Origin of the sequence: Bacillus cereus, assembly GCF_015071065.1 — a bacterium.
GTDB classification, from domain to species: domain Bacteria; phylum Bacillota; class Bacilli; order Bacillales; family Bacillaceae_G; genus Bacillus_A; species Bacillus_A cereus_BA.
The window spans coordinates 262970-285022 of record NZ_VOVA01000003.1; the positions used below are offsets into that span (position 1 = coordinate 262970).

Below are 22053 nucleotides of genomic sequence, written 5' to 3' on the forward strand. Positions count from 1 at the left end.
AGAGAGACTATGTTACAAGTAATGCCTTTAAACACTGAAGACTATGATTTAATTAGAGCTGCTGAAAAAGTAATCGAAAAAAACTATAAATACGGTCGTCATCATATCGGTTCAGCTGTACGAACCAAAACGGGTAATGTGTATGCAGCAGTACATGTTGAAGCGAATGTTGGAAGAATAACAGTATGCGGTGAAGCAATGGCAATTGGAAAATCTATTTCAGAAGGTGATCATGAATTTGATACCATTGTAGCAGTTGCTCACCCACACCCTCATGAAAATATAGAAAAATGTTGGGTTGTTGCTCCATGTGGTATGTGTCGAGAATTAATTAGTGATTACGGAAAAAATACGAAAGTTATACTTTCTTATAATGGTGAACTTGTAAAATGTAACGTAATGGAATTATTACCTGAAAAGTATACAAGTGAAGTAGAATAAACATTAATGCTTTCCATTTATCAAATAATATTATTCCAATAAAAAAACAATCCACTTTTAAACGGATTGTTTTTTTATTTCTTTTTTGTGAAGCTTATTATATTTTCTTATTTCGATTACCAGAAAAATATAATAACAAAAATGAAATTGAAATATATATGCATGCTTCATAATAACTTTTTTCGTTTGAAAACAAATAATGCGATTTACCTTACAATTGAAAAAAACATACACAAAATGTTTATAGTCAGCAGTCTTATCATACTAATCTATAACAATTCTGTCTTCTTCCCTTACCTGTATCTTTCAGTACATAAGACTTTAAAACGAGCGCTGTTAGTGCATCCGTTAATGTTTTATATGATAAATTCGAAAGAGCTAATAGATCGTTCGTATATAACATTCTATGCTTCTCTAATAATAACAGTACTAATCGTTCTGACGGTTTTAATGTTTCGTCACTTTCTAGTATAAAATCTACATTTTTCATATTCCCTATTCTTGCTCCTTATATAAAAAAATGATTTTAGTGATTATTTAATATAAAAATAATACACAATAAAATTAAAGATATATCGAGATAACATACTTTTTTGAACACTATTACACTATAACATATAAAAAGACATTTCCCCAAATTGGAAATGCCTTTTTATATGTATCTCTCTTATTTATATAATTGATATGATTGTTCTAGCCCTATATTATATTTCGTATTATTATCCGTCCAGTCTCCTCCTAAGTTCCCTGGCCATCCTGATGTATTAGCAACATATTTAAGTAAATCCCAATCCTTCAATCCTTTTTTCACACCGCGTTCATATGATTTAACCATGTTAGAGATTGCTATTGTTGCATTTATTTGTGAATCCATTAAGCTCTCTTCCGATAATTGTGCTGGTGCTAATCCACCACGATGTAATTGGAATAATCCGAAAGATGTTCCGTTGTCCCCTATCGCTTTTCGATTAAACTTCGTTTCATGATCAGCAATAGATAATGGTATCCAATCTGGAATACCATACCTCTTTGCAATCTCACTAATTACTTGTTTATTATTTTTAATCTCTTTCTGTTTTTCATAGTTAGTATAAATTACATAACTTAAAGTAAATAACGTAAGTAATATGAATATATATTGTAGCGCTTTTTTCATCATTCCATCTCCTGCTTTGTGTATGTTTCACTTTCTACATACACTATAAGACTTTTATGTGACATTCATTTGACGAAATGATTTTAATTATACATAAGTAGTTACATTTTTAACTATCAATCTAAAAATTGAAATTCTTCTAAAAAGACTCCTTCAATACATAAAAATGGTCAGCCTTTCATGTATAGTACATGAAAGGCTGACCATTTTTATGTATACAGTATATCCCCACTATTATAAAACAAATTGAAATTATCGATAAAGTTGTGCCATGAATTTCATAAAATGCAGTAAAGAATTTCCCGCTTGCTCTATCCCAAATTTCTAATGAACCCGCGTAAATTGCGGAAGTTATATATGTAAGGCCGAATAGGAGAACTCCCGAAAGGACATAGGTTACTCCAATATTTTTCATTATTAGCTCACCTCCATTAATTTTATTTGTGAATAAAACAAAAAAGACCTTTATACGTTAAAGATCTTTTTCATCTTATTTTTGTTACAAAAAACGCCAGAATCTAAAACAAAAACTTACTTTAGGATGCTTATTTCCAAATATAAATTAAAGGCTATAAGGCTACCAGCGTCTTCTCAATTAACATGCTCTACCTTAAATATTTCTTGCAATATGTGGTTTGCTGTAATGACTCGTTCCACCGCCACCTACTACTACTTTACCGCCTTTTTCGAAGATTAATAATTTACTTGAACCATCTGAAAGTAGCACTATTACTTCAGCATGGTCACTTGTCGCTACATAGATTACATAACCACTTTTGGAAATACAAGTTTCCCAATGCTTATCAAATTCTGATCTTACTACCCGATTTGAATACACTTGATTTTCAATTCTTCCTTGTTCTTCGTCTTCCAAATTTATTCCCCTTACCTCCCTAAAGTGTCGTTTATATTAAAATAACAGTCCTCTTTATAATAGTGACTGGCCTTAATATAAATAGTATATGTGGTTATTAGGAGAATGCTTGGACAATGAAAGTGTAACAAAATTTAAGTATAGTACTCAAATTTTGTCTCTAAAAGTAATGAAAACTAACAGAAGCATTTATTTATAAAACACCAGTAAATAAATCCACTCAATATAAAAGAGCTTACCTTAGTAAGCTCTCCTAGCTCATTCCTCTCATAAACAAACCTTTATTTCACAATCGGCAATGTCACTTCACTCAATTTCACCGTAAGCTTTGTTCCTGCTTTCGGTCTAATTGTATAATTATAATCACTTGCGATTAAGACGACTCCTATTTGATTTCCTGCTTTAAATACGTAATCATCTGGCTGCATGTCCCATGTAAATGTATAATCTTTACCAGGTTGAATCGCTGTTGAATTTTCTATACTATTTAAGTTTTGCGGATCCATCCAACCTCTCGTTACAATTTCAGGCTTCGCTCCGCCGTAATCAACGAGTAAAGCTGTTAAATTTGAAACAGACCGATCAATATTTCCTGTTATTGAAATCTTAGGCGTGCCACTTATTCGCATATCTTTTTGCAGTATAGGCATTGTATATACTAATCGATTCGCTACTTCTAACTCTCGGTTTTCTACTAGTTGATTTGACTTTATTTTAGCATCATCTACTAATGAGAAAACATTGTTTACTGATCCCATACTTAATGGCAAGTTGATTGCTTTATTATTTAAATACATACGAACTTTTGATGGTACAGCCGCTGGATCTGGCCAATTTTTTATTTTTTGCCACGTTTTATTTTCACGTTGTACATCTACCATCGGTTCATCCATAATTCCATTTTCAATTCCATATAACCAATAATCGAACCATTTATTTTGCGTTTGCTGCCAGTTATTACTTGTTGTCCCTCCATGTCCCCCTTGATGTAACCACATTTTACGAGGAACATTATTTTCACCAAGAGCTTCCCACCACTGTGCGAATTGCTTCGTTTTTACATTCCAATCATTTAAACCGTGAACAACAAACACACTAGCCTTCACATTCTTAACATCTTTTACATAGTTACGTTTATCCCAAAAATCGTTATAATCACCTGTTTTACGATCTTGTCCAGCTGTTAGTTCTTTAATGATTTGTCCGCAAACTTCAGGGTTCTTTCTTGTTAGTACTGCTTCAGCCATATTATCTGTATCTTCTCCTTGATAACCTCCTGGCGCAATTACTGCTCCATTTGCACGATAATAATCATACCAACTACTAATTGCTGCGATTGGAATAATTGTTTTTAACCCTTCAACTCCAGTCGTTGCGACAGCATTCGGTAACGTACCATTATAAGAAACTCCTGTCATTCCTACATTTCCCGAAGACCAATTTGCATTTACTTCCTTACCATCCTCTGTATATGCTTTCGCACGCCCATTTACCCAATCAATGACAGACTTCGTCCCAAGTATTTCTTGCTCATCTCCAGTTGTCGGACATCCATCTGATTTTCCAGTTCCGATACTTTCGCCTAAAATGACTGCATATCCTCTCGGAACGTAATAATTTCCATACGATCCAAGATTAACTGCCCCATACGGTTTTCCTTCATACGCATACAATTCTTCATCAACATTATAAACAGGAACATCTTTTAAACCAGCTCGATATGGACTCATTTCATAAATAACAGGAACTTTCACATCTGGATTCGTCTTTGGACGCATAACCTTTACTGATACACGATCTTTTTTACCATCTCGATCACTATCAACTTCTGTCTCAACAAATAGATCTTCTACAATGGCTTCATCAAGTGAATAGATTGGTTTCGTCATCCCATTTTCCAACTGAATTTTCGTATTTAGAGTTAAAGCTTCTGAAACTTGTCCATTTAACTTAACACCATTCTCTTTTACAGAGGTCCCTTCTTTATTTTCTGCATGTACAGTCATACTAGAAACTCCTGAAGTAATTGTTAAAGATAATATAGTCGATAGTGTAATTGCTATTTTCTTTTTCTTCATGCCCTTCCCTCCCCATATCTTCCTTCTTTTACTATACAATAAAATCACTGAAAATTCAGTTTATATTTTGCGTAAAAAATTGAGAAATTTGTAAAACATTCAAATCTTTTAAGATAATAGAAAAGGAACTAATAACAATTAGTTCCTCTCTATATACATATAAAATTGTATTTCCCCATCTACTACCGAAACCCGGTATTCAAATCCATGCCTTTCTAAAATACTTTTTACTATCGCTAGTCCTAATCCAGTACCTGATTTTTCTTTACTACGTGAAGATTCTAATACGTAAAAAGGTTCCCAAATTTTATTTATCTCTTTAATTCCCTCAGCGGCAATACCATTTTGAATTTGAAAATACACAATGTCATTTTTCTCTTCTAATGTGATTTTTATATTTTGATTCGTTGTATATTTTATCGCATTAGAAATTAAATTTTGAAAGACCATTCTCATTTTATTTAAATCAGCATAAACAATCGCGTCACCAGCATTATAGTTCACTTGTAAATTGATTTCTTTCGACTCCAGTTCAATCTTATGCTTATCTATTATACTTTGGACTAGTGGTTCAATAGGGAATTCTTCTTTTTGTAAAATATCTCTTTCTAGTTTAGAAAATCGCAATAACTCTTCAATTAAATTTGAAATTTGATCTGTTTGTTTAATGATTGTATCAACATATGTGCCATCATCTAAACCATCTTTTATTCCTATAGAATATGCTTTCACTAATGCGATTGGTGTTTTTAATTCATGAGTTACATCGCCCATAAATCGTTTTAAGTGGTCATTTCGATCTGTTAAATCTTGATGTGCTTCATGTAATTTATCACTCATAATGTTTATACTATTTGCTAAATCACCTATTTCATCATTCGTTTTAACTTTCGTCCGTTTAAATTTCAGACGTGAAATATCTTCTGCGACATCACTCAATTCATTCAGTGGTGTAGTGATTGTTTTTGAAAAAATCCAGACGAGCACGATAATAAGAAATAGTGAGAACCCCAAAATGTATAAATAAAATGAGTTAAGCGTTTTAATTACCTCATTGGAATGTGCGATAGAAACTCCTACTAAAATCAACATATCATCTTTCGCAATGTATTTCGCAAAAAAACTAGATTTTATCTTTTCTTGATCATATATTTTATTCGATTGTCCGAGGTTCTTCACTTTCGTAATTTCTTCTTTTGTAATCCAAAGTTTATTTAGTGCAACCCTCTTTTTTGTAAGTTGCATGCGTAATTCTTCATTAATAGCATCTTCTGAACTATTTATTGATGTATAAGCAATCGTAACATTACCTTCATTCTCAATGCGATTTATAGCATCATCAAGTTCTTCACGCGGTATCGACTGTATTTGCGCTGTAATGCCTTCTAAGCTTTCACGTGTTTTGTGCACATTATATTTTGGAAAAAAATAGTTAATTAATAATAAAGAGATGGAAAAAATAAGGATGACTGTTAAAGAGATGCTGAAAAATAACTTTTTACCGAGCTTATTCACACTCTTCCTCCAAACTGTATCCTAAACCACGATGTGTCTTTATAATATTTTCTCCTATTTTTTTACGCAACCTTCTTACATGCGTATCAACCGTTCGCTCTTCCCCAAAATAATCAAATCCCCAGACGATATCTAACAACTTTTTCCGCGTTAAAATCGTTCCTTTATGATTTAAAAAGCACTTTATTAATTGTAATTCTGTCTTTGTAATGTCTAATTCTTTCTCATTTTTATATACTTTATTTTTGGTGAAATCTATTTTTACATCTTGAACTTGAATAACATCTTCATGCTGCACAAGCTTTTTCGCTCGGGTTATTAGCACCCCTGGGTGAAATGGTTTTTTCACGTACTCATCTGCCCCGCTTTGAAGAGCTGCTAATTCGTCTTCACTTTCACTTTTCGCCGTAAGCATTAATACTTTCACACTTGAATTCTTTTTTATCTCCTGACAGACAGTAATACCACTATTTTTCGGCATCATCCAATCTAAAATAGCTAAGTCAATTTTCTCATCGTAAAATATTTGAAGTGCTTCCTCTCCATCCTTTGCTAATAAAACTTCGAAGCCTTCTTTTTCAAAATATGCTTTTAAAATTTTTAGCATATCTTGTTCATCATCTGCGATTAATACTTTCATTACATTTCCTCCGTTACCTATAAACAAATATCAATTTTATCATACAACTTCTTTGTTACATGAATGTGACAGAAAAATATTTACAACATTTGAGGGTATAGTAAGTGTGAGGTGTTGTTTCATGTTCAAAAAAATAGGAGTCATTACTCTGTTTTTCTTTTTATTATCAACAAATACGTTCGCAAATACAAATAAACAAATTGAAGTATTTGATTGCAAAAAAGAAATGGTGGTCAAAAAACAATCTTTAGATGCAACCATTCAAAAAAAAGCTGTTCAATTTGCAAAATCAATTACTGGTCCATTTAAAAACTTAAATGTCGTTCCGAAAGATGGTCATATGATAAAAATCCCATTATCGAAACCTGTTTCTATTACAAATCAATGGTTACATACAACAATCGATGAAGTACTCATCCTTCTTCCACTTAATGAAAAACCTTACATTATGCTTTACGATGATGAGAATAATCCGCATTTTTATTATGTAAAAGGTGATCCGAAGGGGTTATTGAAACAAATGAATGTTAAATTATAATTACTAAAAGAAAGATCCCATGATATCATTCGTGGGATCTTTCTTTATCAGTTAAAATGAAGATTTTTGAGTATGGTTTTCACTTAAGAAATTAATAATCTGCCTTTTGTGATGGTTATCGTGATCTACAAATTCACTAATAATATATATAAGAGAATATGGCATGCCGGTATGCGGACAATACAATACTCCATTGGCAGTTACATGTTTCTTTAACTTTCCAGTAGACAGTAAGCTAAGCTCTTTTACAAGTAACTCTCTTTTAGCTTGCGCTTCTTCAATAAGTTTTATCTTAGAGATACCTGATTTTGCATAAGTAGAGGCTAGTTTATTATATGTATCAAAGTCAGGGAACTCCATTCCCTGTCCATCTCTCACTGATGATAATGTCTCACGTAAAAGATAGTCATCCCAATTCATAATATGAGATACAATCTCACCAACAGTCCATTTCCCCTCTGATATTGGCACTGTCCACAATTCTTCTTTCATATCTTTCAATGTGGTTATCCAAATTGCATAATCTTTAAAATCATTAATAATTTTATTTTCTCCCATCATCTAATCCCCATTCTAATATTAGATTTAGATAAATTATACCATTAATCCACACATAGAGGAACAAACGTTCTTATTGGAGGGTAAATAATAATTCACTACATCCTTTTATCTAAATTTAGATAATGGCTCGTTCCTACATACATTGTCCCTTTCACAAATCCACTCGAAGTATAAAATTGATCCCCCTGTTCTGTATCTGTATGTAAGACAACAATAGTAAAATAGGTTTTTGCATCGCTTAAAATTCTCCCTAACAGTAACCTTCCTAATCCTTTCCGCCGGTAATCTTTTGCAATGTAAAACCTTCTTAATCGGCCAATCTTATTATCTTTCGTATACGGATCTTGATTTAATCCCCCGATTCCAATTAACGTATCACCTCGAAAAACGCCATATAAACATTCGCCCGTTTTACTAAATGTATTTCTTTTACTTTCATATTCATTTATTAATTTTATTAGGAAGTTAAATCCTTCTTCTTTACTTCCCATAACAAGATGATTGATCTCATATTTAAACAAATCTTCAATCTGTTTAATTTGTATATTTTCCAGCTTAATCCCTCACTTTCTCTATCCAAATATATCTTTTGAAAAATAAAAATGCCCAAGGATATATCATCCTGAGCATTCATTTGAATGTGAACTTATTCATTTTGTTATGTAAGTATTCTTCAATTCTGGTAATATGTCCTTCAGTTCCATTAAATCATCAATTACTAAATCAGCATGAGCGAGTTCCTCTTCTTGTGCAAAATCAAAATTACATCCAATCGCAGTTAAACCATTATCTTTTGCTGCGTTAATATCAGATAAACGATCACCAACTACAGCTGCCTCTTTTATATCATATTTTTTCAAAATGCTTTTTACTAAATCACCCTTATTAAGCGATTGAATTTGTTCAATACTAAACGTTTCAGTAATCCATTGTTCTAAATCATAATAAGAGACGATTGCCTGTAAATATTCCGTTAAACCGTTACTAGCTATGTAAATCGAACAATTATTTTGTTTTATAAAACTAAAAACTTCCTTTACATTCGGATATAAAGCCCCTTTTCCGCTCTTTATGTTTTCAATTAATCTTTCTAAAAAATAAGCATCTGTTTGTTTTCTTACTTCATTTGAATGATCAGGTAATAGTGCTTCCCAAACTTTAGGTAAAGGAACACCCATGATTTCACGGTATTTATCAATAGGTGTTTCCGCATCCCATAATTGTAGTGAGCGTAAATGATCAAATGTATCATCTAGTGATAATTCTAAGATTTTATCTGTTTGAAATAAAGTTCCATCCATATCGAAAATTAGTGCTTGTAACATGATATTCTCTCCCATTCTTTACTTATGAACTACAATACAGTTTTACTTGAAATTTGTTTAAGCATCTCAACAATAATTTCTGAACAATAATTCGCTGCAGTTTTCGCGAAATCATCATATGAAACTTGCGCCTCATCATCTGCACTATCAGAAATACTTCTTATAACGAGAAATGGTATGTCATTTATATGAGCGACATGCCCAATTGCTGCCCCTTCCATTTCAGTACAATGTGGTGCATACTCATTGATAAGTTTCATCTTTAATTTTGAATCCTCGACGAAGCATTCTCCGCTGACGATTCTTCCTTCATGTACAGAAACATTTAAACTAGTACTATTACAAGCTTCTCGTGCTAACTCTCTTAACTCTTTACTTGCAGTAAAAGATTCTTGGAACGGAAATAAATTCTTCATTTGATTTTTACTAACATCATGATGCGTAACATTTGTAGAAATAACTAGATCGCCGACTTTCACATCAGGATGTAATCCACCCGCAACACCTGTATTAATGATAGAATCCACATCAAATTTATTAATTAAAATTTGTGCACATGCCGCTGCATTTACTTTCCCTACACCACAGCGAGTAATTATAATCTCTGTACCCATGAACTCTCCCTTATAGAAAGGCATGTTGGCAACTGTATGTTCCTCTTTTATATGTAGTTTTTCTAAAAGTAAGTCTATTTCTATTTGCATTGCTCCGATAATACCGATTCTGTTCATTTATATAGTCCCCTTTTAAAATTTGCGCTTCCCCTACATAATCTGCAAATATTCATCAATATCTTTATGCATTTGTATAAAAGCTTTATTCCAAAATTCATAATCTGTTAGATCAATATCAAAATGTTTTTTCACCAGTTCTTCAACTGGGGCCTTTCCCGTTTCTCGTAAAAATTCTTTATACCTCAAATGAAATTCACTTTTATTTTCTTTCGCTAATTCTAGCAAACTAAAACTTACTAAATAACCAAATGTGTATGGATAATTATAAAAGGGAACGCCTGCTATATAAAACTGAACGTATTTCATCCAAACAAACGGCTGATATTCTGTTAGTGCATTTCCGTATACCTTTTCTTGCGCGGCTAAAGATAATTTCTCAATTTCATCAGCACTTATAGGACCTTCTTTACTTTTTTCATAAAAACTCTTTTCGAACTGGAATGATGCACGAATTGCCATAACATAATTAAAGCTATTTCTAATTTTCCAGCTAAGCAATGACCTTTTCATTTCTGTACATTCTGCTGTTTTTATTAAGTGATCTACAAGTACCATCTCAAAGAAAATAGACGCTGATTCAGCTGTACTCATTGGCAGATAATCATCTAAAAATGTTGTAGATTGTTCAAGACTCATAACATAAAAATGCCAAGCGTGTCCTAGTTCATGAGCAAGTACTCTTACACTATCAATTGTTCCATCATAACGAAGTGAAATGCGAGATTCTTTTTCACTGAAAAAAGGAGCACAAAATCCACCCGGCGGTTTATTATCTCTCGGTTCCGCATCGATCCAACCATTCGCTATTGCATTCTGTGCGAACTGTGCCAATTCTTCATCTATATTTTTTAGTGCATCATATATGTTTTTTACTGCTACTGAAAAAGGAATAACAGTCTCATTACTTTCTTTCCATGTCATTAGCTCGTGCCATGTAATTGAATTCTTTCCTTTTTTATAACCGTTTAACGCAATTACTAGCTTCGTAAGATTTTGTTCCGTTGCATTCCACATTTGGGATAATGCAGTTTCAGAGATGCCATTTGCTTGTAGTGAATGTTTTAAAATCCCTGTTCCTTCCATTTCATCACTTTTAGCATGACGTAATCTTCCTATTTGATTCAATACCGTAGCAAAGATTTCTTTTTCCTTATTCAAAGTATTTGTAAGAGAATCGAATACTTTTGACCTTTCATTATGATCATCACTATTCATCGCAACATAATTCGCTTGTCCAAAAGATAAAGTCTCTTTATCGTGAGTTATTTCTAATTTATTCCGTAATTGTATGTACATATCTTCCCAAGCTTTTAGTTCATTTTCTATTAGTTTAATACTTAAATTATTAGTTTTAATATCTTGTTGCTTACTAGATTCTATTAATAGCTGAACTTCTTTCTTTAATTGATTTATTTTTACACTTAGTAAAGCATTTTCAGGTTGTACATCCTCTTCAGTAGATCGGCAATATAAATAGTACTCTGCTTTTTCGATAGCCTGTATAAGTTGTGAAAGGATTACTGATTTTTTCGTTGCTTTATATTCTACTTTTAGCTGTTCTATAGAAAACATAGGGTCCTGTTCATTGGAATATAGCCTGCATAAATCCCATTTAGTTGGGGCTTGTATAAGCATATTCATTTTAATAGCCTCCTTTTTTTACAAATAGTTACAAGTTAATCCCTCCATAATTATATATGAACTCGAAATATTTTAATATATTTAAATATTCTTTCTTAAATTAATGCATTTTAACATTCCTTATTCTGCTCCCTCCCATTTACAAGTCTACCTTTTATGAAATGTAAATAGCATAAAGACACTAAAGCTACAAGTATTGGAATAAGTATGACTCCTCCAATAAAGGGATAAACCGCTACACAACATGTAAAAGCTATTATAGAAAAAAATTTACCTAACCTATTCTTTATTAACTTAATTCCGGCCGCAGTACCGACTATATATGTAACAATCCCTAACGAATTCGGTATTAATACGATTCTATCTATACTAATATGAAAAACGAAACTTATTAACAAACCTATTATCGCAATAAAACCTACAACTTTTACTGCATTTGTTGGCGCTGCTCTTTTTGCATTAATACATGCTAAATAACGTGGTGCAACTTCTTCCTTTCCTAGTGAATAGCCTAAACGCCCCATACTTGCGATAAATGCAATCGAAAATAAATTGAATTAGTTTAATAGGCGAATTATAAATATCGTGTCCTATAAGTTAGTTTATCGAATAATTTATTAAACGAGAAAGGATGATAAAGATGATTGTAAGACTTAAAAATGAATCAGCACGAAAAACAGTAAGATATGTTGGAGGAGCCGTTTCACTTTTAATAATCGCATCTTTCCTTTATCAGTGGAAAAATGACTTGGTAATTGATCATACTGAAAGAATCAGCTTTGCACTCGCTATCACTACTTTCCTATCTACCTTCTTACCTTTTAAAGAGAAAGTTAAGAAATAATTACATATTTTTCATTCGCATAAAACATTTATTTTAGAATAAAAAAAGGATTGATCAAAAGATCAATCCTTTACTCTACTTCATTTAAGAAGAACAATGTTAATGCACCAGGTCCTGTATGCGCTCCGATTGCTGCTCCAATTGTATTTACGATAAATACTTCACAACCGAATCTTTCAGTAATTAATGCTTTTAATGCTTCGGCAGTTTCTAAATCATCACCGTGAGTCATACCGATTGTTTGACCTTTAAGGTCTTTTCCGCGCTCTTCCATAATATCAACAATTCGGCTTAATACTTTCTTTTTCCCTCTTACCTTTTCAAGTGGTACAAGTTTTCCTTCATCCACATTTAAAATCGGCTTAATATTTAATAAACCGCCGATGAAACCGGCTACTTTACTTAAACGTCCACCTCTAACAAGGTACTGTAAGTCAGCTACAGTGAAGATATGTTCCATATGCTCCATTAGAAAAGCGACACGGTTTAATATTTCTTCTTTTGATGCGCCCTCTTTTGCCATTTTTGCAGCTTCTAATACGACAATACCTTGACCGAGTGAGGCACATTTTGTGTCAATAATTTCTAAATCTAAATCAGCATATGTTTCTTTCACTTCTTCTTTAATAACAACTGATGATTGATATGTACCAGACAGTTCAGATGAAAAAGCTAAATATATACAAGGATTCCCTTCTTTTGCATAGGAAACAAATTTTTCTTGGAATGTTTCAAGTGAAGGCAGTGACGTTTTATACACTGCACCTTCTCTCATTTTTTGCAGTAATGTAACTGATTTTAATGTAACCCCATCTAAATACTCTGTTTCTGCTTCATCATATACACGGAGTGGAATTAAATCTATATCATATGCCTGCAGCAATTCTACCGGTAAATCCGCCGCACTATCCGTAATGATTTTAACACTCATTTTTAAACCTCTATTCTGTTATAAATATATAAAAAAAATAAAATAAAAATATTACTTTTAAATTATATACGTAAAACAAGAATGAAGAAAGGGAAAGTACTTTATATTGTATGCACTCTTCTTCAAAACTTGAACTATTATTAAAAATGATTCTGTTTTCACTTATTACTACTAATTTTCATGCCATATATGAATTACAATTCGTCTCGAAATATATATAATGAGAATATTAGTTTTTTTTTGAAGGAGGAGCGATTATGGGAATTCAACTAGCTACACCTAATGATATAGAATGGATTAATAACCACTACGAATCAATAGGATTTGTACCGAGTGATTTAAAGCGGGATAAAGTTGCGATTATTACATACAACGGTGAGTATGCAGGTGTAGGTCGTTTAGTTCAAATTGATGAAGATACGATTGAAATGGGTGGTATTTTCATACTTCCTCAATTTAGAGGGTTACAATTAGCAGGGAAACTCGTTTCATTTTTAGTACAAACGGCGAAAAAATTACATATTCAAAATGTGTATTGTCTCCCTTTTGAGGAATTAGAAAACTTTTATAAAAAATATGGCTTTACTGAAGTCAATACTACTGAAGAAGTTGTCCATCCAATTATTCTAAAAAAATATAATTGGTGTTTAGAAACTTACGATAAACATATATTACTTTTTAAGTTGTGAGTTTTCTATAATTGAAGGGGATACACATTGTATTACACCTCATGTTTTACCAAAGATTTATCCGTTTCGTCTATCTTAATAACTAGTATTTTCAATCGATCCATCAGTTATATTTCACATCTTTTCCCAATCCTTATTAGCTAGCTCGTTTGCAAACTTGCTAGCACTATTTTTAAATTTCTCTATTACATACTCCTGAAAAAATTTTCAGCTGATTGATGGAGATATGATTATTTATGTAATCCGCACACGAACTTCCTGCTCTTGAAATAATTGGATAGTCAATTCCAATACAATGTTTTGCATTAATTGATAGAGCTTATCATGAGATGTACTTCGTTCTGATATAAATTCAATACATTGAAATATATAGCCTTCTACAAGTAAGCTCCCTTTTTCAATTATAGATGGATTATCTCCTTTCTGTATTATTTTTGGCAATAAGAATTCTTTTTTTGTCAAAATAATTTCCTGCGATACCTCTTTTATTCCTAAAACTTTTTCTTTAAATACCACTTTTTCTCGTAAACCAATTTCACCTTTATATCTCCCTATTTCTATTGGTAATTTCGCAGTTATATAATTATTTACGTCTGCTCCATCTTCTTTCTCTAATATTATACCGTGGATAGGAATCCACGAAGATGTGCCTACCCAATTCTCTTCCATATTCCTTTTTACTTTTTGATTAGAAAGTTCTAAAAGCACTCTCTTTTCATGAAGGTTTGAAGAAACTAAATTACAATTAACTTCTCCATGATAATGTTGCACTGTAGTTAATAACTTAGCATCCAGTTCACGACCCCTAGCACCTTTTTCATTACGAAATACAAATGCTTCTTGTTTTTTTACATTGATATTAGGAAATTTTATAAAACTAGTCACATCCGAAATAATAGAAAATGGAGTTTTCACTTCTATTGAACGCACTGAAGTCTCTATTTTCGATCCTGAATCTATACTTTCTTTCTTTGATTCAATTACTATTTTTTCTTTCTCTGATTCGGTTTCTTCATCTTCTTTTGCTGATCTAGTTTTTTCACTTTCTTTCTCTAATTCAATTGCTTTATCTTCTTTTTTTGACTCTGTCTCTTTACTTTCTTTCTCTAATTTAATTGCTTTATCTTCTTTTTTTGACTCTGTTTCTTTACTTTCTTTCTCTGATTCAATTTTTACCTTTTCTTCCTCTAATCTAATCTCTTTATCTTCTTTTGCTGATCCAGTTTCTTCACTTTCTTTCTTTGACTCAATTACTATTTCTTCTTTCTCTAATTCAATTGCTACTTCTTCTTTCTCTGATTCAATTGCTACTTCTTCTTTCTCTAATTCAATTGCTACTTCTTCTTTCTCTGATTCAATTGCTATTTCTTCTTTCTCTGATTCAATTTTCACCTCTTCTTCCTCTAATCTAATCTCTTTATCTTCTTTTGCTGATCCAGTTTCTTCACTTTCTTTCTTTGACTCAATTACTATTTCTTCTTTCTCTGATTCAATTGCTATTTCTTCTTTCTCTAATTCAATTGCTACTTCTTCTTTCTCTGATTCAATTTTCACCTCTTCTTCCTCTAATCTAATCTCTTTATCTTCTTTTGCTGATCCAGTTTCTTCACTTTCTTTCTTTGACTCAATTACTATTTCTTCTTTCTCTAATTCAATTGCTACTTCTTCTTTTTCTAATTCAGTTTCTTCAATCTCCTCTTTTTTTCTTATTTCGCGCGAATCATCTTGAGCATTCAGCATTTTCCCTTTGTAAACTTTGTTCCATATTCCTTTACCGACCCATGGCTTATCCATCACCATCCCCCCATCTGATGAAATCCATAAAAATATATTATTTGTACGCGGCCATTTCATCATTATATATGTTTTATAATAATAAAAAAGACATTGTCTTTTTAATAAAGACAATGCTTTTTTAGTTTTATACTTGTACTTGTTGTACTTGTAAAACTTTTAAAGTAAGGTCTAGTACAATTTTTTCACGAAGAGTTCCAAATGGCTCGTTTAATTCTGTTGGACAAGGGGAAAAGTCTAATTCGAAAAATTGAGCGCTTACTAATTCACAATATGGTTGTTCGTTATAAAAAACTGCATTTTCGAAGAAATATTTGTCTAAACGTGGTAAATCACCGTTGTTAGGATTAATAAAATGAGAAGTAGTGTCTGAGGAAGAAGCTACTAAAGCTAGTGATAGGAAATCAGCTTCTGTTAGATCTGCAAAACCAGAAAATGGAACATTTGCAATGCGGTCATATAGAACTCCATTACACTCATCATTTGCATATTCAATATTTTTACGAATATACCCTTGTACAAATAATTTTCCTCTTGTAACTCGGCGGTAAGGTGTACCAACTACCGGAGTAAATGCTACAGGAACTAACTTACATTGTGTTAAAAATACATTTTTTAACACACGTTTAATCTCAGTTGCTGGAGGATCTAATGAAATATCAGATTCTATAACAATTTGAATTGTTCTTTCTGCTAATACAACTGGTATTTTTACGATTGGTGTTCCTGGAGTAACAATTGGTGATGCTGCAGCATCACTTAATGGTGTTTGGGTTTGTCCCGCTACCTGACATGGTACATTAATTGGGCATTGTTCACTCATATTTTATAATCTCCTTTATACAAGATTTTAGAGTTTTTTTAACTCTCTATACTGTATATGTATCTCTTCTATTAATGCGTGGGTTTGTATCATAGACACTTTTATCATTTACAAAAAATAGCATTTTTTTTGCTAGTTAAAACACATACAACTAAATATATTGAGCCTTTATGATTATCTACCTATACAAAAAGAGAATTTCTGAACCCTAATAGTGGAAGTAGAAACTGATGTGTTAATTATATTCAATAGTAATGGAAGAGGAATTTTTTCATTTAATGCTATCTATACAACAAAAAATCAATATTGGCGGTACTCTATTAGTAAAAAAATAAAAACCGACTTAAAAAAGTCGGTTTTTATACCCCAAATTTTGCGCACTCCCTCAATCTTACCATTGATACTGTTGCTTTTTTCAAATTTATCAATTCTTCTAATAGAACCAATCTGGTTGTCATTCTTTCCCTTAACTTCATTAATTAACATCTGTTTCAATGCCTTTAACTTTGATAAAATCACCTTCGGATAGTTTATATTTGCGATTATAGAAAATAAGTCTAATAAACATTAATTTAATAAGGTTGGCTAGCCTTATGACGTTGTATAATTTGTACACACACCGTTCATTTACCTATTATTCACAAAATAAGTATCATACGCTTTATCAAAAACATATCCTAACTTTTCAGCTAGTTTAGCAGAAGTGCTATTCGCTGCATCCCAGTTTGGATATTTCCCATTTTCTAAACAATCCAATATTAATGCTGCACTAACTACAGTTGCCAATCCCTTTCTTCTATGATTCGGGTCAGTTGCAACTTCGATTTCAATACCATCATCATAAATACTATATGATGATGCACCACATACGACTTCTCCATTATACAAAATACAATAACCTATACCTCGATTTACATAATCATCTATTGAACGGAATTGGCTTATAAAATCTTCAGAAACCTTGTGTAATGATGGGGTATTCGCGATATGCTCATCTATCTTTCTTAATTCATATCCTTTTGGAAGTGCCGATATAAAAGATTGTAATTTTGTATGATTAAACAATTCTGGATTCCGTTTGAATTTATACCGTAAAAACTTATCTATTTTTATTTCGTGGAATGCTTCTAAACGCTTTTTCCATTCATCACTATTTACGATTACTAAAATTCTTTCAGGGATGTTACGTAATAACCCTTCTGTCTCTTCCGCATTTGGATCCCCAGCGTAAAATGTGAAAATTCCTACCGTAATCTGTACTACTGTCGGGTTTTCAAGATTGTTCACCCAAGCGGTGCCCATATGTCCTTGTAAATAAGAAAGTAGAACAACATTATTAAAATCCTCAAACATAGAAACTAATTTTTTTCTTATATGTATATTTGCTTCATATATCATTTACATTCCCGCTTTCTTTAAAATCAACTAGGCTCAACATTTTCATGAGTTAACTTTTATTAGTATTCTTATACGCACTTATGTATTATCTAAGTAAATGTCTATGAAACTCAACCTTCAAATATCAAATAATTATAAATTATTCGTAAATACAAATTTATTATAACATCTAATTACATTGAAATGATTTATCAATCAAGAATTGCTATTTTCAGATTCATTTTAATCCTCATATCTCATTTTCTATTTACAGGTAATTGACAATCACGTTTCGGCTCACAATCCACTGATTCTCCATTCCTTTCCTATATGTTTTACCTAATAAATATAATATGAAAGGCATGTAAGAAAAGCTTGGACAATATAACTCTAATATTAGTCTAGATAAGTATACCGACATATGCCTGTCAAATTAAGAAACTAATCGTTCCTCAAATAAGTAATAAAATATATTTTTCACTATAAATGCATATAACAATTTCATCTTTCAACAAAAAAGCGTTATAATAAAGTGAAACTTCTATTAGCAGGGAGCTTTATCTCCTACTAATGGTTAGTTGAACCAATTGGGCTCTTACGGGCAGTTCGCCCTTCCTCCTCATTTTCTTCTTCAACTTGAGGTGGGAATTTACTGTTCGTTAGTGCGGGATGAATTGCAGCCTCTAAGATTACGTTATAAAGGAGATTAAAACAATGACTAAAATTAAAGTATATCAAGTAAAAGAAGAAAATATGGAAGCAGTAAAAAACATTATTGATGTTGAGGAACAAAATCCAACTGCTGAGAACTTACAAAATCTATATACATGTGTATTAGATACTGAAGATATGGCATTGCCTGAATCATACGTTGAAGAAGATATCTTAATTGATTCTATGGAAGTTATGGTTAACGCTTCTCAAATTAAGCTAAGAGACTTAGGTACATATGATGTAATCGAAGTTCAAAACAAAGGTAAGAAAACACAAATTTTATTATTAGCAGACGAAGAGTACGAAATTATCGAAGGCTAATCTAAACCCGTACATACGAAAAAGCTCCTTTCAAAATTGAAAGGAGCTTTTTTTTACGCTTTTGACGTTTCACTTTTCACCTTGTTTTGTTCTTTCTTATATACCATGCGCTCATTTCCCATAAAGAAAATGAATACGAACGCTAAACTTGCTGGGACTAACGCCCACATAAATGTCTGAACGATTGAATTAGAAAGAGCTTCAATAATTTTATCTAATATTTGCGGCGGAATTTGAGATCTTGCCGATTCTGATAGAATAGCTCTTGAATCTCCTAAAGCGTTTGTATTCATTCCCCCGCTCATACCTTTAAACGCTTCTTCTAATTGATCCTGGAAACCAGTTCTTTGAATCATTCCGAAGATTGTAATACCAAGTGTCATACCTAACGAACGAATGAAGTTACTCGTTGAAGTCGCAGACCCGCGTTGCTCCATACCGAAGTTATGAATAGCAGCCATACTTAGTACAGAGAATGAGAAACCAACTCCAAAACCGATTATAATCATATAAATTGTTAATAATATACGACTTGTTTCTGGTGTTAACGTGCTTAATAAGAATAATCCGATTAGCATAATAACAGCAGAAATAATCATAATGTTACGGTAGCTAAGTTTCGATGTTAAAAATCCACCTAACTGCGCTGTTACTACTGATCCTAACATCATTGGTAATAACAATAATCCTGAGTTTGTTGCGGTACCACCGTATACACCTTGAATAAATAACGGAATGTACACAGTTGCTGACATAAATGCTGCCCCGTAACATAAGGAAATAATTGTACTCATTCCAAACAGACGTTGTTTAAACATCTCAAATGAAATGATTGGTTCTGCTACTTTTCGCTCAATAACAATAAAAGCAATTACTAAAATAGCGAATCCAGCAAATAAACTTAAAATAAAGCTAGAATCCCAATCATACTTTTGTCCACCTAATTCTAAGGCGAACATTAAACAAACTACTGCACCAACTAAAGTAATTGCGCCAAACCAATCAATCTTTTGTTCTCTATGAACTCGTGACTCTTTATAAAATAGTGTAATAAAAATAAGTGCTAAAATGCCAAGTGGTAAGTTAATATAAAACACCCAGTGCCAGCTAATGTAATCCGTAATATATGCACCAAGTAATGGTCCGAAAATACTTGATAAACCAAATACTGCTCCGAATAAACCACCCATTTTCCCGCGTTTTTCTGGAGGGAAAATATCAAAAACGATAGTAAATGCGATCGGCACTAGTGCCCCGCCGCCAATACCTTGAATGGCCCGATAAATACCTAACTGTGTAATATTTTCAGCAGTTCCACAAAGTGCCGAACCAATCATAAAGACGATTAATCCGAAAATAAAGAATCTCTTTCTACCATACATATCTGATAGCTTACCGAAAATCGGCATACCTGCCATTTCTGCAACCATATAGGCAGAAACAACCCATACAAAGTTTTCAAGACCTCCTAAGTCACCAACAATCGTTCCCATTGCTGTTACGACAATGGTATTATCCATTGATGCCATTAAGATACCTAGCAATAAACCGGCAACAACGAAGCCGAGTTTATTATTCTTCTCAACCATATTTCTTGCTCTCCCTCATACTACTTATATTTGTTTATGTTCTTTTACGACTGTATTTCCTTTTTGGTTAAAACTAGTATGATACTCTACAATACTAATTTCACAGCCAGGGCCAATTATAACACGATTCCCTCTTACTACGTCTGCTATTGTATGTTCTAAATAAATATCATCCCCTTCAATAATTGATGTTTGAAGGCTTCCTGCATGACTTGCAAAAGGAATAAACCTCGCTTTTTTACGTACTGTAATCTTTTTCCCGCCGATTTCTCTTACTTTACTTCCTTCATAACGAAGTGAGATTTCAATATTTTCAGCATTAAGCAAACCATCACTTTCAAGACCGCCAGTTAGTAATAATTCCTCTACTTCTATATCTCCCTTCACATTTAAAGCGCCTTTCACATCTACGAAATCACCGGATAGCTTCCCTTTAAATTCTATCATACCTCTAACTTTTATTTTATTAATTTGTCCGTCGCCTTGTACTTGGGCATTACCATATACTTTTACATATCCCGCCTCCATATTCCCTTGCACTTCACTATCTCCATACACGACATAATTTTTTGCTTTCATATTGCCACGTACTTCACTCGTACCGTACGTTTTAAAATCATTACAACTCATATGATTAGAGATTGTTCCTTCGCCGCGGATCTTCACTTTATTATAATCTCCACCTGCCGAGCTACCTGATCCATTTACAGTAAGACTATGTTGGTTTTCCATATCGATTGCTCCCTTCTTTAAGCCTGCTTAATTTCTTTCACACTTGCGTTTTTATCAACATTAAGAACACCGGTATATTCAATCAGTTCAATCTCACAGTTCGGTCCTACTGTAACATTGTTTCCTCTTACCATTTTAATGTGAGCATAATCAATATCGATATTATCACCTTCTAGCAGTTCAGCTTCCAACTGCAAACCAAATACCGTTTTAACTAATCTACTAAAAGCGCTCAATTTATGTCTTACTTTAATTGTTTGACCGCCAATTTCTTTCGCTCTACATGTACCGTGAATATTAATATTAATTTCATCTGCACTTAATAATCCACCAACTGTAAATTGTCCTTCTGAAGAAAAAATATCAACTTCACAATTACCATCAATCGTCGCTTGGCCACTTACCTTAAATTCTTCACCGGTTACATTTCCACCTATAGTTCCTTTTCCTGCAATTTTTAAAGTGCTCGCCTTTACATCTTGTGTAATTGTCGCCTTCCCATCGATTCGCATCGTTTCTGCGCTTACTGTACCATCAACTTTACCTGATCCGCTAATTCGTGCATTGCTACTTTTCAAATCACCAGTAACAGTACCGTAACCATTACATTCAAATTCATCACATTCAACATTTCCGTTAACAGTCCCTTTTCCGTTTAATTGCACTTTACGAAATTCTCCGCCATTCGATGAACCGTAACCGTTTATAATTAAATTTTCTGTACGCATTATTTCTC

The 22053-nt window shown here is 32.5% G+C and carries 24 protein-coding genes and 1 pseudogene; 5 read left to right on the plus strand and 20 right to left on the minus strand.

Features of this window, described 5'->3' with window-relative positions; translation table 11 throughout:
• Positions 1-9: 9 nt before the first annotated feature.
• On the plus strand, positions 10-441 hold the full coding sequence (locus FT637_RS12015; RefSeq protein ID WP_193646491.1) for a cytidine deaminase: 432 nt from the start codon (positions 10-12) through the stop codon (positions 439-441).
• Positions 442-700: 259 nt separating this feature from the next.
• Here FT637_RS12015 and FT637_RS12020 read toward each other — a convergent pair whose 3' ends face one another.
• The 7 genes from FT637_RS12020 to FT637_RS12050 all read right to left on the minus strand — a co-directional run bounded on the left by FT637_RS12020 (position 701) and on the right by FT637_RS12050 (position 6704).
• Positions 701-931, minus strand: coding sequence for a hypothetical protein (locus tag FT637_RS12020; RefSeq protein ID WP_193646492.1), 231 nt, complete (start codon positions 929-931; stop codon positions 701-703).
• Positions 932-1108: 177 nt separating this feature from the next.
• Positions 1109-1600 (minus strand): transglycosylase SLT domain-containing protein, encoded by a 492-nt coding sequence (locus FT637_RS12025; protein WP_193646493.1) that lies wholly within the window; start codon positions 1598-1600, stop codon positions 1109-1111.
• A gap of 175 nt (positions 1601-1775) precedes the next feature.
• Positions 1776-2012, minus strand: coding sequence for a hypothetical protein (locus FT637_RS12030; protein ID WP_193646494.1), 237 nt, complete (start codon positions 2010-2012; stop codon positions 1776-1778).
• 195 nt (positions 2013-2207) lie between these two features.
• A complete protein-coding gene (locus FT637_RS12035) occupies positions 2208-2471 on the minus strand; it encodes a hypothetical protein (protein ID WP_193646495.1) in 264 nt (87 codons plus the stop codon).
• Between the two features lie 281 nt (positions 2472-2752).
• Positions 2753-4549 carry a Xaa-Pro dipeptidyl-peptidase gene (locus FT637_RS12040; protein WP_193646496.1) on the minus strand — a complete coding sequence of 599 codons (1797 nt, stop codon included), beginning with the start codon at positions 4547-4549 and terminating at the stop codon, positions 2753-2755.
• A 138-nt stretch (positions 4550-4687) separates the two neighbouring features.
• On the minus strand, positions 4688-6064 hold the full coding sequence (locus FT637_RS12045; RefSeq protein WP_193646497.1) for a sensor histidine kinase: 1377 nt from the start codon (positions 6062-6064) through the stop codon (positions 4688-4690).
• The gene (locus FT637_RS12050; protein ID WP_193646498.1) at positions 6057-6704 is read right to left on the minus strand and encodes a response regulator transcription factor; all 648 of its coding nucleotides are present in this window, start codon (positions 6702-6704) and stop codon (positions 6057-6059) included. The genes FT637_RS12045 and FT637_RS12050 overlap by 8 nt, the downstream gene beginning before the upstream one ends.
• Positions 6705-6825: 121 nt before the next feature.
• Here FT637_RS12050 and FT637_RS12055 point away from each other — a divergent pair, with 121 nt between their 5' ends.
• On the plus strand, positions 6826-7242 hold the full coding sequence (locus FT637_RS12055) for a hypothetical protein (RefSeq protein ID WP_193646499.1): 417 nt from the start codon (positions 6826-6828) through the stop codon (positions 7240-7242).
• Between the two features lie 51 nt (positions 7243-7293).
• Here the strand turns inward: FT637_RS12055 and FT637_RS12060 are convergent, their stop codons facing one another.
• From FT637_RS12060 to FT637_RS12085, 6 genes and pseudogenes are all read right to left on the minus strand, one after another.
• On the minus strand, positions 7294-7800 hold the full coding sequence (locus FT637_RS12060; protein WP_193646500.1) for a DinB family protein: 507 nt from the start codon (positions 7798-7800) through the stop codon (positions 7294-7296).
• 98 nt (positions 7801-7898) lie between these two features.
• Positions 7899-8294 (minus strand): GNAT family N-acetyltransferase, encoded by a 396-nt coding sequence (locus FT637_RS12065; protein WP_413773228.1) that lies wholly within the window; start codon positions 8292-8294, stop codon positions 7899-7901.
• A 159-nt stretch (positions 8295-8453) separates the two neighbouring features.
• Positions 8454-9128 carry an HAD family hydrolase gene (locus FT637_RS12070; protein ID WP_193646502.1) on the minus strand — a complete coding sequence of 225 codons (675 nt, stop codon included), beginning with the start codon at positions 9126-9128 and terminating at the stop codon, positions 8454-8456.
• Positions 9129-9157: 29 nt separating this feature from the next.
• Complete coding sequence (locus FT637_RS12075; protein WP_193646503.1) at positions 9158-9859, minus strand: 5'-methylthioadenosine/adenosylhomocysteine nucleosidase; 702 nt, start codon at positions 9857-9859, stop codon at positions 9158-9160.
• A gap of 33 nt (positions 9860-9892) precedes the next feature.
• A complete protein-coding gene (locus FT637_RS12080; protein ID WP_193646504.1) occupies positions 9893-11503 on the minus strand; it encodes a M3 family metallopeptidase in 1611 nt (536 codons plus the stop codon).
• Positions 11504-11613: 110 nt separating this feature from the next.
• Positions 11614-12042, minus strand: a pseudogene (locus tag FT637_RS12085) (amino acid permease); the annotation flags it as partial.
• 101 nt (positions 12043-12143) lie between these two features.
• Between FT637_RS12085 and FT637_RS12090 the strand changes: the two are divergent.
• Positions 12144-12347 carry a hypothetical protein gene (locus tag FT637_RS12090; protein ID WP_193646505.1) on the plus strand — a complete coding sequence of 68 codons (204 nt, stop codon included), beginning with the start codon at positions 12144-12146 and terminating at the stop codon, positions 12345-12347.
• Positions 12348-12417: 70 nt separating this feature from the next.
• Here FT637_RS12090 and FT637_RS12095 read toward each other — a convergent pair whose 3' ends face one another.
• Positions 12418-13278, minus strand: coding sequence for a DegV family protein (locus tag FT637_RS12095; protein WP_193646506.1), 861 nt, complete (start codon positions 13276-13278; stop codon positions 12418-12420).
• Positions 13279-13535: 257 nt separating this feature from the next.
• Here FT637_RS12095 and FT637_RS12100 point away from each other — a divergent pair, with 257 nt between their 5' ends.
• Positions 13536-13967 carry a GNAT family N-acetyltransferase gene (locus tag FT637_RS12100; RefSeq protein WP_193646507.1) on the plus strand — a complete coding sequence of 144 codons (432 nt, stop codon included), beginning with the start codon at positions 13536-13538 and terminating at the stop codon, positions 13965-13967.
• A gap of 234 nt (positions 13968-14201) precedes the next feature.
• Here the strand turns inward: FT637_RS12100 and FT637_RS12105 are convergent, their stop codons facing one another.
• From FT637_RS12105 to FT637_RS12115, 3 genes are all read right to left on the minus strand, one after another.
• The gene (locus FT637_RS12105; RefSeq protein ID WP_413773229.1) at positions 14202-15359 is read right to left on the minus strand and encodes a BC_2427 family protein; all 1158 of its coding nucleotides are present in this window, start codon (positions 15357-15359) and stop codon (positions 14202-14204) included.
• Between the two features lie 529 nt (positions 15360-15888).
• Positions 15889-16584, minus strand: a complete 696-nt coding sequence (locus tag FT637_RS12110; protein WP_193646508.1) for a CsxC family protein — start codon at positions 16582-16584, stop codon at positions 15889-15891.
• A gap of 627 nt (positions 16585-17211) precedes the next feature.
• Complete coding sequence (locus tag FT637_RS12115) at positions 17212-17982, minus strand: GNAT family N-acetyltransferase (protein ID WP_193646509.1); 771 nt, start codon at positions 17980-17982, stop codon at positions 17212-17214.
• A 693-nt stretch (positions 17983-18675) separates the two neighbouring features.
• Between FT637_RS12115 and FT637_RS12120 the strand changes: the two genes are divergently transcribed.
• A complete protein-coding gene (locus tag FT637_RS12120) occupies positions 18676-18996 on the plus strand; it encodes a hypothetical protein (RefSeq protein ID WP_193646510.1) in 321 nt (106 codons plus the stop codon).
• A 53-nt stretch (positions 18997-19049) separates the two neighbouring features.
• Here the strand turns inward: FT637_RS12120 and FT637_RS12125 are convergent, their stop codons facing one another.
• From FT637_RS12125 to FT637_RS12135, 3 genes are read right to left on the minus strand one after another with little or no spacing between them, the layout of a single operon-like run.
• A complete protein-coding gene (locus FT637_RS12125; protein ID WP_193646511.1) occupies positions 19050-20585 on the minus strand; it encodes an MDR family MFS transporter in 1536 nt (511 codons plus the stop codon).
• Positions 20586-20609: 24 nt separating this feature from the next.
• Positions 20610-21317 carry a polymer-forming cytoskeletal protein gene (locus tag FT637_RS12130; RefSeq protein ID WP_193646512.1) on the minus strand — a complete coding sequence of 236 codons (708 nt, stop codon included), beginning with the start codon at positions 21315-21317 and terminating at the stop codon, positions 20610-20612.
• A 17-nt stretch (positions 21318-21334) separates the two neighbouring features.
• Positions 21335-22045: a bactofilin family protein gene (locus tag FT637_RS12135; protein WP_193646513.1), complete on the minus strand. Its 711-nt coding sequence runs from the start codon at positions 22043-22045 to the stop codon at positions 21335-21337.
• Positions 22046-22053 lie beyond the last annotated feature (8 nt).